This is a genomic window from Streptomyces sp. NPDC048523, from assembly GCF_043199815.1.
Lineage (GTDB): Bacteria > Actinomycetota > Actinomycetes > Streptomycetales > Streptomycetaceae > Streptomyces.
On the sequence record NZ_JBICWQ010000005.1, the window covers coordinates 110,484 to 125,670 of the forward strand.

At 72.5% G+C, this 15,187-nt stretch carries 11 protein-coding genes and 2 tRNA genes; 4 read left to right on the forward strand and 9 right to left on the reverse strand.

Going from position 1 to position 15,187, the window contains the following annotated elements:
• Window positions 1–36: 36 nt before the first annotated feature.
• From ACGFWE_RS26060 to ACGFWE_RS26085, 6 genes are all read right to left on the reverse strand, one after another.
• Window positions 37–2,235, reverse strand: coding sequence for a glycosyltransferase family 39 protein (locus tag ACGFWE_RS26060; RefSeq protein ID WP_393602110.1), 2,199 nt, complete (start codon window positions 2,233–2,235; stop codon window positions 37–39).
• Complete coding sequence (locus ACGFWE_RS26065) at window positions 2,235–3,731, reverse strand: glycosyltransferase (protein ID WP_393602112.1); 1,497 nt, start codon at window positions 3,729–3,731, stop codon at window positions 2,235–2,237. The genes ACGFWE_RS26060 and ACGFWE_RS26065 overlap by 1 nt, the downstream gene beginning before the upstream one ends.
• A gap of 14 nt (window positions 3,732–3,745) precedes the next feature.
• On the reverse strand, window positions 3,746–5,383 hold the full coding sequence (locus ACGFWE_RS26070; protein ID WP_393602114.1) for an ATP-binding protein: 1,638 nt from the start codon (window positions 5,381–5,383) through the stop codon (window positions 3,746–3,748).
• On the reverse strand, window positions 5,380–6,120 hold the full coding sequence (locus tag ACGFWE_RS26075; protein ID WP_352391370.1) for a response regulator transcription factor: 741 nt from the start codon (window positions 6,118–6,120) through the stop codon (window positions 5,380–5,382). The genes ACGFWE_RS26070 and ACGFWE_RS26075 overlap by 4 nt, the downstream gene beginning before the upstream one ends.
• 145 nt (window positions 6,121–6,265) lie before the next feature.
• Entirely contained in the window at window positions 6,266–6,757 is a 492-nt protein-coding gene (locus ACGFWE_RS26080) for a hypothetical protein (RefSeq protein WP_352391371.1), read from the reverse strand.
• 15 nt (window positions 6,758–6,772) lie between these two features.
• The gene (locus tag ACGFWE_RS26085) at window positions 6,773–7,648 is read right to left on the reverse strand and encodes a DUF2797 domain-containing protein (RefSeq protein WP_393602116.1); all 876 of its coding nucleotides are present in this window, start codon (window positions 7,646–7,648) and stop codon (window positions 6,773–6,775) included.
• Between the two features lie 341 nt (window positions 7,649–7,989).
• Here ACGFWE_RS26085 and ACGFWE_RS26090 point away from each other — a divergent pair, with 341 nt between their 5' ends.
• Entirely contained in the window at window positions 7,990–8,532 is a 543-nt protein-coding gene (locus tag ACGFWE_RS26090) for a GtrA family protein (RefSeq protein WP_393602118.1), read from the forward strand.
• A 117-nt stretch (window positions 8,533–8,649) separates the two neighbouring features.
• Here the strand turns inward: ACGFWE_RS26090 and ACGFWE_RS26095 are convergent, their stop codons facing one another.
• Window positions 8,650–9,138, reverse strand: a complete 489-nt coding sequence (locus tag ACGFWE_RS26095) for an NUDIX domain-containing protein (RefSeq protein WP_393602120.1) — start codon at window positions 9,136–9,138, stop codon at window positions 8,650–8,652.
• 38 nt (window positions 9,139–9,176) lie between these two features.
• Here ACGFWE_RS26095 and ACGFWE_RS26100 point away from each other — a divergent pair, with 38 nt between their 5' ends.
• A complete protein-coding gene (locus ACGFWE_RS26100; protein WP_393602122.1) occupies window positions 9,177–9,371 on the forward strand; it encodes a hypothetical protein in 195 nt (64 codons plus the stop codon).
• A gap of 190 nt (window positions 9,372–9,561) precedes the next feature.
• On the opposite strand, the gene ACGFWE_RS26105 is transcribed toward ACGFWE_RS26100, so the two are convergent.
• A tRNA-Arg gene (locus tag ACGFWE_RS26105) sits at window positions 9,562–9,634 on the reverse strand.
• A 199-nt stretch (window positions 9,635–9,833) separates the two neighbouring features.
• Window positions 9,834–9,924 (reverse strand) — tRNA-Ser (locus ACGFWE_RS26110).
• 153 nt (window positions 9,925–10,077) lie between these two features.
• Between ACGFWE_RS26110 and ACGFWE_RS26115 the strand changes: the two genes are divergently transcribed.
• Both ACGFWE_RS26115 and ACGFWE_RS26120 read left to right on the forward strand, forming a co-directional pair.
• A complete protein-coding gene (locus ACGFWE_RS26115) occupies window positions 10,078–10,536 on the forward strand; it encodes an SSI family serine proteinase inhibitor (protein ID WP_393602124.1) in 459 nt (152 codons plus the stop codon).
• 170 nt (window positions 10,537–10,706) lie between these two features.
• Window positions 10,707–15,137, forward strand: coding sequence for a PAS domain-containing protein (locus ACGFWE_RS26120; protein WP_393602126.1), 4,431 nt, complete (start codon window positions 10,707–10,709; stop codon window positions 15,135–15,137).
• The last annotated feature ends 50 nt before the right edge of the window (window positions 15,138–15,187 follow it).

The window sequence follows — 15,187 nt, forward strand, 5'->3', positions numbered from 1 at the left end:
CCGCCGGGGTCGCCGCCCTTCTGCCGGGGAGAGGCGTCAGCCGCTCGCCTTCTGCGTGAGGTCGTAGAAGGTGGCCGAACCGACCGTGACCTTCTTGAAGTTGGCCTCGACCCACGAGGTGATCTGCGAGGACGTACCGCTGCTGCTGCCGCCCATGCCGCCGCCGGAGCCACTGGAGATGAAGTAGTGGACCTTGCCGTCCGCCACGTACTTCTTGAACTGGGCCAGCGTGGGGGACGGGTCGGTGCCGTTGAAGCCGCCGATCGCCATCACCGGGTCGCCGGTGGAGAGCTGGTAACTCGCCGCGTTCTGGGCGCCGATGGCCGCCGCCACCCAGGTGTACTTCGACGCGTCGGTCTCCAGCAGCTTCTTCGCCTCGGAGGTGACGCTCGCTCCGTTCAGCAGGCCGCCGACGCCACCGCCGCCGCCCATGCCGCCGCCGTCGCCCGTCTGTCCGCCGGGGCCGCCCTGTTGGCCCGGTTGGGCCTGGGTGCCGCCGTTGCCGTTCTGCTGGTTCTGGCCCTGCTGCCCGGGCATGCCCCCGCCCGGGAAGCCGCCCGTGCCGCCGCCCTGCGTGGTGCCGTTGCCGTTCTGCTGGCCTTGCCGGCCGGGCGTCCCGCCGCCGAAGCCGCCCCGGCCACCGCCCGGACCGCCACCGCCGCCCATCATGGACGCGCCCGCCGGGCCCGCCGTCACGATGGAACCGGTGTGGCCCTCCTGGAGGGTGCTGAGGGTGTACGCCGTCGGGCCGGCCAGCGAGGCCACCAGGCCCAGGGAGGCCGCCGCGAGGGCGAGTTGGCGGCTGATGCGGCCCGCGAAGATCAGGCCGAGCGCGGCGACCAGACCGCCGATCAGGACCAGGTACTTCAGCCAGGGCAGGTAGTCGGAGGTGCGGTTGAGCAGGACGTAGCTCCAGGCCGCCGCCGCCACGACCGAGGTGGCGAGGGTGATCGACGCCCACAGCTCGGCGCGCCTCTCCCACAGGATGCCCGCGCCCATGCCGATCACGGCCGCGATGTAGGGGGCGAGGGCCACCGTGTAGTACTGGTGGAAGATGCCCGCCATGTAGCTGAAGACGACCATGGTCATGAGCAGCGAGCCGCCCCAGACCAGGAACGCACCACGCGTGACGCTGGTCCTCGTGAGTTTGCGGGTCGCCACCAGACCGGCGGCCAGGAGGATCAGCGCGGCCGGCAGCAGCCAGGAGATCTGGCCGCCGATCTCGGAGTTGAACATCCGGTCCCAGCCGGTCGCGCCCCACATGCCGGTGCCGCCACCGCCACCACCGCCGCCGACCGAGCCGGTCTCCTCGCCGCTGAGGCGGCCGAAACCGTTGTAGCCGAAGGTCAGTTCAAGGAAGGAGTTGTTCTGGGAGCCGCCGATGTAGGGGCGCGAGGAGGCGGGCCACAGCTCGACGATCGCGACCCACCAGCCGCCCGAGACGACCAACGCGCCGGTGGCAGCGGCCAGTTGACCGAGCCGCTTCCTGACGGAGACCGGCGCGCAGACGGCGTAGACGATCGCCAGCGGCGGCAGGATCAAAAAGGCCTGCAGGGTCTTGGCGAGGAACGCGAAGCCGATCGCCACACCGGCCCACAGCAGCCACTTGGTGCGGCCGTCCTCCAGGGCGCGGACCACGAAGTAGCAGGCGAGCGCCATCAGCAGCGCCAGCATGGCGTCGGGGTTGTTGAACCGGAACATCAGCGCCGCGACGGGGGTGAGCGCGAGCACCGCGCCCGCGATCAGACCGGCCGCGGGGCTGAACCGGCGGCGCACGGAGGCGTACACGACGGCGACCGTGCCGACGCCCATGAGGACCTCCGGCGCGAGGATCGCCCAGGAGTTCAGGCCGAAGATCCGCACCGACAGCTCCATCGGCCACAACGAGGCCGGGGGCTTGTCGACGGTGATGGCGTTGCCCGCGTCCAGCGAGCCGAAGAAGAACGCCTTCCAGGACTGGCTGCCGGCCTGGACCGCCGCCGAGTAGAAGGAGTTGGCGTAGCCGGAGGCGCTCAGGTCGTACAGGTAGAGCAGGAGGGTCGCGGCCAGCAGGCCGAGGAAGGCCGGGCGGGCCCAGCGCGGGTCCTCGGGGCGGCCGCGCCACAGTCTGCGGACGAAGGGCTGCTGGGGTTCACCGGACTCGGGGGCCGGGTGAGCGAAGGGCGCCTCGGGGGCCGTCGCCGCCGGACCCCACCCGGAACCCTGCCGGTTCGGATGGTCGGTCTGCGTGGTCATCAGGAGTTCCTCGGATCGGTGTCGGTCGGGCGCACCGGCTGCAACCGCACGGTGGCGTCCTGCCAGGAGCGCTGCTCCGCGGCCTCACCGGCGCGGAACTCGGTCGTGTCGTACGGGGACGGCGGGGTGTACGGCGTGGTGGCGTACGGCGTCGTGGCGTACTGGTGTGCCGTCGGGCGCTGGGGCAGCGGTCCGTACGACTGCTGCGGCTCGGCCGGGGTGTGGGTGGCGACAACGGTGGACCTGGGCTGGTCCTCACCGCGGTCGGGGAAGACCCAGGCCCTGAAGAGCAGGAAGCGCAGCACGGTCGCCGCGAGGTTGGCGGCGATCAGCACCGCCAGCTCGGTGGAGTGCGCGGGGTCGCTGCTGGCCGCGTTGAGCGCGGCGAGGGAGCCACTGGTCAGCGCGAGACCGATGCCGAAGACGACCAGGCCCTGCGCCTGGTGCCGGACGGCGCCGCCCCGCCCGCGCACCCCGAAGGTCAGACGCCGGTTGGCGGCGGTGTTGGCGACCGCGGAGACCAGCAGGGCCAGCGCGTTGGCGATCTGGGAGCCGCTGAACTGGCGGAAGCCGCTGTAGAGCAGCAGGTAGAAGAGGGTCGACAGCCCGCCGACGAAACAGAACCCGACGAGCTGGCGGGCCAGCCCCTTCGGCACGTCCTGGATCTCGCGGTCGCGCGGGTCGTCACCGAACGGCCGGGTGATCCGGTCCAGCGGCAGCGATCCGCTCGCCAGGGCCTTGCCCACCCGCCACACCCCCTTGAGGTCCTCGGTCGCCGTCTTCACGATGTGGACGGTGGAGTCGGGGTCGTCGACCCAGTCGACGGGCACTTCGTGGATACGGAGTCCCGCGCGCTCGGCGATGACCAGCATCTCGGTGTCGAAGAACCAGCCGGTGTCCTCGACGAGCGGCAGCAGGACCTGCGCCACGTCCCGCCGGATGGCCTTGAAGCCGCACTGCGCGTCGGAGAAGCGGGCCTGGAGGGAGCCGCGCAGGATGAGGTTGTAGGCGCGGCTGATGAACTCGCGCTTGGGACCGCGCACCACCCGGGAGCTGCGGGCGAGCCGGGAGCCGATCGCCAGGTCGGAGTGGCCCGAGATCAGCGGTGCCACCAGCGGCAGCAGGGCGTTGAGGTCGGTGGACAGGTCCACGTCCATGTAGGCGAGGATCGGTGCGTCGGAGGCGGACCAGACGGTCCGAAGGGCCCGGCCGCGGCCCTTCTCCTCCAGCCGGAAGGCCCTGACCTCCGGAATCTCCGCCTCCAGCCGCCGCGACACCAGGGGAGTGGTGTCCGTCGACGCGTTGTCCGCGATGGTGATGCGGAACGCGTACGGGAACGTGCGCTCAAGGTGCTCGTGCAGTCTCAGCACACACGGCTGGAGGTCCTTCTCCTCGTTGAAGACGGGGATCACTACGTCCAGGACAGGCGTACCGGCGTCGCCGGCCGGGAGGTGCTCCCGCGCCGGCAGGGTGCCGGGAGAAGAGTCGGTTCGCATGTGAACGACTCTGGTCAAGCCCCCTGTTGCACCCATATGGCGGCGCTGTGCTGTGCCTGTGAGTGCGATTGCCAGTTCGTTTCGGGCGCCGGACGGGGCGCCACGGGCCCGACCGCGGGCAGGTGCACGGTGAACACGGTCCGCCCCGGAACGCTGTCCACGGTCACCGCGCCGCCGTGTGCGGTCGCGACGGCCTGCACGATGGCGAGCCCGAGGCCGGTGGATCCGGTGGCGCGGGAGCGCGCCGAGTCGCCGCGCGCGAACCGCTCGAAGACGTGCGGGAGCAGGTCGGCGGGGATGCCCTGGCCGTTGTCCTCGACGTCCACGCACATCCACGGTCCGCGCCGCTGCACGCGCGCGGTGACCGTCGTACCCGGCGGGGTGTGTTTGCGGGCGTTGCCCAGCAGGTTGATGAGCACCTGCTGGAGGCGGGCCGCGTCGCCGGAGACGAGGGCGGGTTCGTCGGGCAGGTCGAGGCGCCAGTTGTGGCCCATGCCGGCCGCGCGGGCGTCGCTGATGGTGTCCACGACGAGCGGGATGAGGTCGGTCTGCTCGAACTGGAGCGGCCGCCCGGCGTCCAGGCGCGCGAGCAGCAGCAAATCCTCCACGAGCAGCGTCATCCGGCCCGCCTCGGACTCGATACGGCCCAGGGCGTGCCGGGTGTCGGGGCCGACCTCCTCCCTGCCGCGTCTGGTGAGTTCGGCGTATCCGCGGATGGAGGCGAGCGGTGTTCTGAGTTCATGGCTGGCGTCGGCGACGAACTGCCGCACCCGCATCTCGCTCTGCTGCCGTGCGTGCAGGGCGCCGTGGACGTGGTCCAGCATCCTGTTCAGCGCGGCGCCGACCTGCCCGACCTCGGTGTGCGGATCGCACTCGGCCTCGGGCACCCGCTCGCTCAGATTGACCTCGCCGGTGTGCAGCGGCAGTTCGGAGACCCGGGTGGCGGTGTTGGCGACCCTGCGCAGGGGGCGGGTGGCGAGCCCGACGAGGACGTAACCGGCGATGACGGCGGCGCCGAGACCGGCGGCGGTGACGCTGATCTCTACGAGGATCAGGGTGTCGATGGTGGCGTCGACGTCCTTGGTGGGGACGGCGACGTAGTAGGCGGAGGTGTCGTTGCTGGTGTACCGGACGAGGTAGTCACCGATGCCGGGGAGTTCGACCTTGTGCTGCTTGTTGTCCTTGGGGACGGCGTTCAGCACCTTGATCTGAGCGGTCGTGAGGTTCTCGGCGGTCATGCCGAAGTTCTGGTCGGAGTCGGACTTCACCCCGCGTTTGGCGTCGGTGATGGTGCCCTTGACCACCTTGGCCGCGATCGTGCCGTCCGGCCCCGGGCCGGTGACGAACCTGGCAGGGGTCTTCTGCTGGTTGTCCTGCCCATCGGGCGCGCCGTTCTTGTCGTTGGTGCCGCCGTTGGCGGGCTGCTTGGGCGGCAGGTCGCGCGGCGCCGCCCGTGACGCGGCCTCATTGAGCTTGCCGCTCAACTGGTCGTACAGATGGGTCCGCAGTGCGAGTGTGGTCACCGTGCCGATCACCGAGCAGACCACGGCGATCAGCACCACCGACGCGACGACGAGCCGCGTCCGCAGCGTGCGCGGCTTGCCAGCTCGCCCTGCCCGCTTCTGCGCCCGCGGCCGTCGTCGCCCGCTCATGAGGCGGCGGGCTTGATCAGGTAGCCGGCGCCGCGCCGGGTGTGGATCATCGGTTCACGTCCCGCGTCGATCTTCCGGCGCAGGTAGGAGATGTAGAGCTCGACGACGTTGGCCTGGCCGCCGAAGTCGTACGACCACACCCGGTCGAGGATCTGCGCCTTGCTGAGCACCCGCCGGGGATTGCGCATCAGGAACCGCAGGAGTTCGAACTCGGTCGCGGTGAGGTGGATGTTCTGCCCGGCCCGCGAGACCTCGTGGCTGTCCTCGTCGAGGGTGAGGTCACCGACGACCAGCACGGAGTCGGAGCGGCGGTCGGCCGCACCGGAGCGGCGGATGAGGCCGCGCAGCCGGGCCACGACCTCTTCGAGGCTGAACGGCTTGGTGACGTAGTCGTCGCCACCGGCGGTGAGCCCGGCGATGCGGTCCTCCACGGCGTCCTTCGCCGTCAGGAACAGCACCGGCACGTCCGGCAGTTCGCGCCGCAGCCGCCCGAGGACGGCCAGTCCGTCCATGTCGGGAAGCATCATGTCGAGAACGACGGCGTCGGGCCGGAACTCCCGCGCGGTCTGAACAGCCCCCTGGCCGTCTCCCGCACTCCGGATCTGCCATCCCTCATAACGCAGGGCCATGGAGAGCAGTTCGGTGATCGACAGCTCGTCGTCCACCACAAGCACTCGGACGGGGCTCCCGTCCGGCCTCAGCAGTTCGGTGCGCCCCTGGGGCGAGGTCGTGGTCATGGTGGACACCATGTCGGGGCCCCCTGAGAACACCCTTTCGGCAGTCTGTGATTTCCCTGAGAAACACACAGGCGCCTCTCAGGGAACACCTGGGGAATCCCTTGTTCGAGGGGTCGGGCAAGCCGTCCGGCCGCATCCCGGACCGCTACCGGACCGGCCCCTGCTCGTCCACACCGACCGTCGGCGCCCCGAGGAACACGTCGGCGCCGACCGGGCCGTAGGCGATGTTGAAGGTGTCCAGCCAGTACGACCAGTCCTGTATCCCCACGGCGCTGCTGAAGCGGTAGTTGAGCCGCCACCGCACCCACTGCCCGGGCTGGAGCCGCACGGCCGGGCGCCGCCGCGGCCGGGGCGGCACCCCGAACATCGGCCTCACCCTGGGCAGGACCCGCAACCGCCCGTCGACCTCCTGGAGTTGGACGTCGACGCCGGTGAGGCTGTCGCCCTGCCGGCCGTGCGGCGCGAAGTCGTCCTGCTCGTCCATCCGGACCGCATGGACGAACGGCTCCCCGTCCCGCCCCACCGCGGACGGCGGCAGCACGAAGCCGACCGGAGCCGCGTTCCTTCTGGTCGCGGCCTCACCGCCACGGGACCGCTTCGTCCACGACGTGCGTATCCACTGCACGGTGACGTCCATCCCCGGCCTCCCTCGTCAGAACAACCCGTCCTGCACCCCCGACGTCTCCTTGAACTCTCTCATCGGCACGGTGATTTCCATCCGGTCGGCCGGGACCAGCCCCCACCCCGTCATCAGCCGGGTGTCCAGTACGACCACTGCCCCGCCCTCGGTCTCCAGGTGCAGGTCGGGTCCGACGGCCGCGAGGAGCCGCCCGCCCACCGACCCGCCCGCGACGAGCTCGCTCACCTCACCCACGGCGGCGGGCAGCCCGGCGAGGCCGAAGATCCCGACGTGGTCGACCGGTTCGTACGGCGCGCGGTCCAGGGACTCCGGCCAGCCGCCCAGCGCCACCGCCCGCGCGTGCAGTCCGGCGAGTTCGGCGGCCCGCTCGGCGGCCGACCCCGGCAGGGCGGACCGTACGGCCCGCTTGGCGCCGTACGGGATGCGGTCGGGTACCGAGAGCGCCGCCCGCAGCAGTTCCTCGGTGCGCCGCGCGGCCATGAGCGGTCCGGTGCCGAGCCAGCTGAAGCAGACGGCGCCCTGCTCCAACAGGCGCGCGGACCCCCGCGCGTGCGCCGTGATGCCGACCTTGACCATGCCGGGCCCGAACCACGCCAGGTATACCCGGTACGGGCGGGGGTCGTCCGCGAGGGTGTCGGCGGCCACGGAGTGCGCCCGGTCCAGCCGCGCACACTCCTCGCACCGCGCCCCCGTGCTCCGCCCCGACACCGCGGCCCGCGCCGGACACGCGTGCCCCCGCGCTCCCACACATGTCCGCCCACCCCCCTCCGCGACCCCGAAGGCCACCCGCTTCCCCCAGGTCAGCGCACTGCGCCGCCCACCGTCCCACCGCAGCACGGGCCCGTCGGCCGACCACGACAACCCCGAGCACTTCCATCCCTGTGCCATCCCTCACGAGAGTAGGGGGCACCACTGACATCGCTGCCGGGACGCGGGGTCAGGTGGTCGGTTCCGGTCTTCGCGGAGTACTCCGCCGACGAGATCGCCGTACTCCACGACTGGTTCAGCCGTTCGACGAACCTCGCGCTCGCCCATATCGAGGAGCTGCGGACCAAGGACGCGAAGGGCGAGTAGCGGGGACGCCCCACCCCGGGGGTGGAGCCAGCCCTACCTTCGGTCCGGGAGGCCACTCCATCGTTTCGGCGAGCCCGCGACGGCATCGTTGATCGCAGCTGATCCGCCCGGGATCAAGCGGATCGACAAGCCAGCGCCGAGCCGGAGGACACCCCATGGAGCCGCAGACGGCCGACCGGACCGAGTCCCCGTCGAGGCTCTCCCCCGCTTCTCCGACCGCCCCGGCCGCCCCCGGTCCGCTCGCCTCCTTCGTGCGCTTCGTCGTCTGCGGGGGCGGGATCGGCGTGCTCTCCAGCTTCGCCGTACCGCTGGTGGCGCTGACGATGCCGTGGGCGCTGGCGAACGCGGTGATCACCGTGGCCTCCACGCTCCTGTGCACCGAGCTCCACGCCCTGTTCACCTTCGGCACCGGCCGCCGCCCCGGCCGGCGCCGGCACCTGCAGTCCTCCGGCTCGGCGGCCGCCGCGTACGCGGTCACCGGCGCCGCGATGTTCCTCCTGCACGCCGTCCAGTCCTCCCCGAGCATGCTCACGGAACAGGTCGCCTACCTCAGCGCCTCCGCCCTCGCCGGCATCGGCCGCTTCCTGGTCCTGCGCCTGTTCGTCTTCGGGAGCACCCGCAAGGACAACCGCCCGGCCCGGACGGTCACCCTGCCCCGCCCGAGCCTGCCGAGGGCCGCGGTGAGCACCGCCTGCTGAACGGGGGGCTGCAGGGGAAGCCGTCGTGCGGGGGCGTCGTGCGGGGGCTCCTGCTCGACCGGCACAGGGGCGCTGCCGACTCTCCAACGGTCCGTTCAGGCGCCAGACAACCGCCGACTACGCCGAAGAGCTTCCACCCCGTCGGACACGAACGCCCCCCGCCCGACGCCTCCGGCAACTCGCCCTCGCCGAACCCCCATGCCGCGCGATCTCCCCCGGATCAGGCACGAGCGCGGCGGTCACGACAACCTCGTGCACCGCCCCGAACACCCCCAGCTCTTCGGCGAGTTCACGGGCCGCCGCGTCCCGGTACGACTCCCCGGCCTCCGCGGCCCCGCCCACGAGCCAGTCGTACGGCCAGGACACCGCGAGAGTCCCTCTTGCCGCCGACCCGGTGCAGCCGCCCCGTCTCGATGGCCTCCGCCAGGTCTGCCGGTCACGATCGCAGAGGGCTACGACAACCCCGCGATGGGGGCTGGCAGCCCCCCGGGGGTACAGCTGTCCCCACCCCGAATGGGGCGGCCGGCGCCATGTCGCGGGCCCGGGATGGGGGCCATCGTAGAAGCCATCGGATCGGGACCACCCGGACCCCGCCCCCGAGTTCACGCGCCTTGCACTCTCCGCACTCTCCGGAAGGAACTCCCATGAGCCGGCTGCTGACCTCTCCGTCCACCTCGCCGATCGAGATCTCCCCCGAGACCGAACTGGCCCCGCTCCTCGCCGCCTGGGACCTGGCCCACCCCACCACGACCGACCCCGACTGGCGCCACCTCCTCGACGAACTCGCCCACCCCCGCACCACCGAGGCCTTCCACGGCCTGGCCACGAGCACCACGTGACCACGTGCCACTCTCGTACGTCCAGGACGCGGCGGGCAGCGGGAGCCGACATCACGTGTCGGTGTCCAGAAGCGCCGCCCAGTCGCGGAGTCACTGCGGATGACGATCCCTACGTCATGCCGTACTCCACATGCCGTACTCCACGACAAAGCCCCCTCCGGGATGATCCCGAGGGGGCTTTGAAATGCTGTGCACTCGGCAGGATTCGAACCTGCAACCTTCTGATCCGTAGTCAGATGCTCTATCCGTTAAGCTACGAGTGCTTGTTCTGTTTTCTTGCCGTTCCTTGCCCTTTCGGGCCGCTCGCGGCGACAGGAAGAACATTACATGACTGCCGCTCCCATGTGAAATCCGTTTGCCATACCCCTTGCGAGCTGCGGAAACGTACATCTGAGCGAGATCGGGAACGACCGGGAACGACGAAGCCCCGGTCGCTCGGACCGGGGCTTCGGTGATCTTGCGCGGAGGCGGAGGGATTTGAACCCTCGATGGGATGTAAGTCCCAAACCGCATTAGCAGTGCGGCGCCATAGACCGGACTAGGCGACGCCTCCAGCACAGCCGCCCGCGCGAGCGCGAGTGGTGCGTGCAGATGATGACACAGTCGAAGGTCGTGCCACCAATCGGTTCCCACGGTACTAGGCGGGCGGGGCGCAGGGCAAAGTGCTTCCGCGCAACGTACGGCCGCGTCCACCGTTAGTCAGGGCATGTCATACGCCACCCGGACGACCCCCCGGCATCCCCGACTCACCCGACTCACCCGGCTCGCCCGCTTGAGCCCGCTCCCCCTGTTCCTCGCCGCCCTGGCCCCCGCCCACGCAGCGGCGTACACCGAGACCGGCGACCACCTCAGCGTCACCGTCCGAGACACAGGCACTGGTGCCGACCAGACCTTCGAGCTCCACTGTCACCCCTCCCGCGGCACCCACCCCGACCCCGCCGGCGCCTGCGCCGCCCTGGAGCGGAACACGCGGTGGGGGAAGGACACCTTCGCCCCCGTCCCCGAGGGCAGCGTCTGCACGATGCTCTACGGCGGTCCCGCCACCGCCCATGTCACGGGGACCTGGGCCGGGCGCCCCGTGGACGCCCGGTTCGACCGGAGCAACGGCTGCGAGACCGCGCGCTGGGACCGGTTCGTGCCGCTCCTCCCCGGCATGGACACCTAGCCCCCGGGGGGCGGTCACACGTTCTACCTCACTTCGTCGTGCGACCTCCCTCTCATCCGGCACCCCCGCCCAACCGCTGCGCTTAGACTCCCTCGCGTGACACGTCGCGGGCCCCTTGGCAAGATGGCCCGAACGGTCGGCAAGGTGCGGTAACAGGGAGGAAGCGTCTCGTGAGCAGCAGGCCATCCCGAGGCGCTGCTCGCCTCGCAGCCATACTCGACGCGCTTCCCGACGCGTTGGTGCTGGTCAACGCCAACGGGACCGTCGTCAACGCCAACACCATCGCCCTGGAGGCGTTCGAGGCGCCGGGCACGGCTCTGGTGGGGCGCGGCCTGCTCGATCTGCTGCCGCAGTTCGACTCACGGCTCATCCCGGGCTCCATGCGGCGGCCCGACCACATGGACCCGCGCGGGCGGACCAAGCCGGCCCGGATGATGGCACGGCGCACCGACGGCAGCGAGTTCCCCGTCGAGGTCACCAGCGCCAACCTGGAGAACGGCCAGCAGGCCTACGACGGTTCCGGCTACAGCAGTGACGAACTGCTCATGCTCGTCGTACGGGACCTGACCGGGACCATCGACACCGAGGCCGAGCTGGCGCGGTCTCAGCGGCAGACCGAGATGATCCTGCGGGCCGCCTCGGAGGGTGTCGTGGGGACCGACACCGACGGGCGGATCGTGCTCGTCAACCCGGCCGCCGCCCAGATACTGGGTTACCGGGCCAGCGACCTCGGGGGCCGCGAGCTCCACGACCTCATCCTGCACTCCCGCGCCGACGGCACCCCCTTCCCGTACGAGGAGTCCCCGCTCGCCGACACCCTGCGCTCCGGGCGCAAGCACCGGGTGCGCGGGCAGGTGCTGTGGTCGAAGAAGGGCGAGAAGGTCCCGGCCGACCTGACGACCGCGCCCGTGCGCGACGGCGACCAGCTCGTCGGCGCCGTGCTCACCTTCACCGACCGGCGGCCCTACGACGCCCTCGCCGACGAGAAGTCCGCCGCCGAGAAGGCCCACGCCGAGGAACTGGAGCGGCTCGAGGAGGAGCACGCCTCCGAGCTGACCGCGCTGCGCCAGAAGCACATCGCCGAGCTGGAGGAGCTCCAGGAGCGGCACGACGAGGAACTCGCCGCCGGCGAGGAGCGGTACGCCTCGCTCGGTGAGCGTGAGAAGGACCGCTACGAAGCCCTCGCCGGGCGCCACGACCAGCTCCTCACCCTGCTGGGGCGCTCCCTGCGCGGCCCCCTCGACGAACTGCGCCGCGAGCTCTCCGCGCTCGCCGCCGACGACGCCGGGCAGCTGTGGCCCGAGGCCAACCAGGTCCTGCACCACCTCTCGGCCGGCTACTCCCGCATCACCAACCTCATCGACAACGTCCTCGGCTACCAGCGCCTCGACGCGGGCGCCGACGACATCGTCCGTACGAACGTCATGCTCGACGCGGTCGTCGCCGCCGGTGTGGACGGCGCGGTCGAGCTCATCGGGCCGGGGCGCGTCCAGTTCGCCGTACACGCGCCGCCCATCGAGGCCGAGGTCGACGCCCAGCGCCTGGCGACCGCGCTCGCGCATCTCATCGCGGACGTGGCCGGGGTCGACGCGACCGGGAACTCTCCCGTGTCCGCGGGCGGTTACATGGACAACACGGTCGTGGTGGCGGCCGCGCAGCGCGGCGAGGGCGTACGGATCGAGGTGCGCGGGCCGTACGCCGGGGGAGACCCGGTGCACGAGCCGATCGTGCGCGGGATCGTGCGCGCCCACGGCGGAGTGCTCCAGACGCACGAAGTGCCGGGCATGAGCGGCAGCGCGTACGTCCTCGAGGTGCCCATCGGCGGTGGGGCGGGGGCCGTCGCGGTTCCCGGTCCGGCCGCGCTGGAGGCCGCCCCCGTGGAGCCGGCCCCGATGGAGGCCTCCCCCAGGGAGATCGCCCCTGCGGAGACCACCCCTGCCGAGGGCGGCGGGCGGCGGCGGGCGCGGCGCTCCTCCACCGACTCCTTCCTCGAGGTCGACGTCCCGGCCGCCGTGACCGATGAGTCCGTTGCGCCCACCGGGCGGCGCAGGCGTCGGGCGGTGGACGGGCAGGAACAGGCCGTGTCCCTGCCGGCGCAGGCCTCCGGCGACGACGGGGACGACTCCGGCGGTACGGGGCGGCGTCGTGGACGGCCCGCCGAAGGTGGTGCCGAGGCCGCCGAAGCCGGTGTGGCCGAGGGTGCCGTGGTGATGGCCGGCGAGCACGGCGCCGGGTCCGCCGCCGTGAACACCGGTCTCGGCGGGACCGTACCGCCGCAGGGTGTACCCGTGCCGGCCGGACGCCGGGCCCTGCGCGAGGACGGCGAACAGCACGCGCTGCCGGCGGCGTTGCCTGCGGGGGGCTCCGCCGGACCGGGCCGGCCGCAGGGAGAGCTCCAGATCGCCGGGCAGGGTCCGGCCGGTGAGGAGACATCGCAGCAGGACGGGCGTCGGCGGCGTGCCCTCGCGGCCGCGTCGGAGCGTGCCGCGGCGCAGGAGGCGGCCCCCCGTTCGGTGTTCGCCCTCCCGCCCGCCGACGCGGACAGGCCGGCCGACGGCACGGAGGCGACGGGACCGGGAGAAGTACAGGTACAGGCCCAGGGGCAGATTCCGGGCCAGGCTCAGGGGCAGGTCCCTGGTCAGGTCGCGGGCCCGGGGCAGGTCCCCGGTCAGGTTCCGGTGGCCGGTCCGGGCCAGGTGCCCGTGCAGGGACAGGCGCCCGGGCAGATGCAGCCCCCGGCCCCCGTTCATACGGCGACCCCCACCCCCGTCCCCGCCAACGGTCACGGTGACGACGGACGGCACGACGCCGTGCCGCACGACCAGGCCGACGACCACACCCCGCCCCAGCCGCACCCCACCAACGCGCCGACGGGCCGCCGTCGACGGGCCGTGGCCCAGCCCGCGGAGGCGGTCCCCGCACAGGGTGGGCAAGGTGTCCAGGCGGCCGTTCCGGGCCGGCCCGTGCCCGTGGGAGTGCCCACGGCCCCTGCCCCGCAGGTCCCCGGCGCGGTGCCGGCGGCCCAGTTCCCGGGTGTCCCCGTGCAGAACGCGACCGGACAGGCCGGTCTGATTCCGCAGACCGCACCCGCCCCGGCCTCGCCCCTCCACGCGGCCCCGGCCCAGCCCGTACCGCCCCCCGGCGGACCCCTCCCCGCCGAGACACCCCAGCCGCAGCCCCAGCCCCAGCCCCAGTCCCAGCCGCAGATCCAGCTCCAGGCACCGGCCCCGGCACAGACCCCGCCCGCCTCCCAGCCGTGGCCCACCAGCCACGACACCCCCGGCGCCGGCACCCCCGTATCGGCGAACGGCGCCGCCACCGCCGTACCCCCGACCCCGACCCCGAACCAGCCCGCGCAGGCCGCACAGGCCCCCGACGCCGGTCAGTCCACTCCGGCGCCCGGCGCGCCTCTGCCGGCGCAGCCGTTGCCCGCCGAAGCCGCGGCGGCACCCGCCGCGCCCGCCGCGGCCGTCGACCCGAACTCCACCCAGGGCCGGGCGTTCAGCGTGCGGACCCTGGGGCAGGGGGTTCCGTTCACCCGGCAGGCGGCCCAGGTGCAGCAGCCGGGGGTGGCCACGCCTCCCCCGCAGCAGCCAGGCGGTTCGGGGCGGCGGCGCAAGCTGGGCACCCGGCCCGACCCCGCTGCCGCGGCGGCGCCGGAGCAGGGGGCGCGTCCGCATCCGGCGGCCGAGCAGGCGGTGTCCGCGGCCACGCCGACCGGGCAGTCGCGGCTCGCGCACGCCACCGAGGCGGCCGGGCGGTCGTACGCCATAGGGGCGCCGGACGTGAACGCCGCCGAGGGGCCCGAGCCGTTGGACGGTCCCGGTGGGGCCGTCGAGATCCCGGACACCCCGCGGCCGCAGCCGATGGACGACGAGCTGCCCCCGGAGCCGCTGGACAATCCGCGGCGGCTGCTGGTGTGGCCCGCGCCGGACGTGACGACCCAGCAGGCGCTCAGCGACCGTGGGTACCGGCCCGTCATCGTGCAGTCCCGCGAGGAGGTCGACGCGCAGATCGCGGCGTTCCCCGCCGCGCTGTTCGTGGACCCGCTCACCGGGCCGATCACACGGACCGCGCTGCAGTCGCTGCGGCAGGCAGCGGTGGCGTCCGAGGTGCCGATCATGGTGACCGCCGGCCTCGGGCAGGCCTCGCGGGAGGCGGCGTACGGCGCCGATCCCGCCGTTCTGCTGAAGGCGCTGGCGCCGCGGGACAGCGAGCAGCACCCGCCGCGCGTACTGCTGATCGAGGAGCACGCGGAGATCGCGCTGGCGCTGACCGCGACGCTGGAGCGGCGGGGGATGCAGGTCGCCCGCGCGGCGAGTGACGCGGACGCGGTGACATTGGCCGGGCAGCTCAGGCCCAACCTCGTCGTGATGGACCTCATGCAGGTGCACCGGCGGCGGGCCGGGATCGTGGACTGGCTGCGGGCCAACGGGCAGCTGAACCGCACACCGCTCGTCGTCTACACGGCCGCCGTCGACCAGGCCGATCTGCCTCGGCTGGCCTCGGGTGAGACGGTCCTCTTCCTCGCCGAGCGGTCGACGAGCGAGGAGGTCCAGTCGCGGATCGTGGACTTGCTGGCCCGGATCGGGACGAACTAGGGGGCGCTCACCGCCCCTGAAAGCGCCGCGCCCCGGAAACGCCGTGCCCC

Bases quoted from the DNA above. Each gene is read 5' to 3' on its own strand.
- ACGFWE_RS26065 (WP_393602112.1), bottom strand. From the start codon at position 3,731: ATGCGAACCGACTCTTCTCCCGGCACCCTGCCGGCGCGGGAGCACCTC.
- ACGFWE_RS26070 (WP_393602114.1), bottom strand. From the start codon at position 5,383: ATGAGCGGGCGACGACGGCCGCGGGCGCAGAAGCGGGCAGGGCGAGCT.
- ACGFWE_RS26100 (WP_393602122.1), top strand. From the start codon at position 9,177: ATGAGCCGGCTGCTGACCTCTCCGTCCACCTCGCCGATCGAGATCTCC.
- ACGFWE_RS26085 (WP_393602116.1), bottom strand. From the start codon at position 7,648: ATGGCACAGGGATGGAAGTGCTCGGGGTTGTCGTGGTCGGCCGACGGG.
- ACGFWE_RS26090 (WP_393602118.1), top strand. From the start codon at position 7,990: ATGGAGCCGCAGACGGCCGACCGGACCGAGTCCCCGTCGAGGCTCTCC.
- ACGFWE_RS26080 (WP_352391371.1), bottom strand. From the start codon at position 6,757: ATGGACGTCACCGTGCAGTGGATACGCACGTCGTGGACGAAGCGGTCC.
- ACGFWE_RS26075 (WP_352391370.1), bottom strand. From the start codon at position 6,120: ATGACCACGACCTCGCCCCAGGGGCGCACCGAACTGCTGAGGCCGGAC.
- ACGFWE_RS26060 (WP_393602110.1), bottom strand. From the start codon at position 2,235: ATGACCACGCAGACCGACCATCCGAACCGGCAGGGTTCCGGGTGGGGT.
- ACGFWE_RS26115 (WP_393602124.1), top strand. From the start codon at position 10,078: ATGTCATACGCCACCCGGACGACCCCCCGGCATCCCCGACTCACCCGA.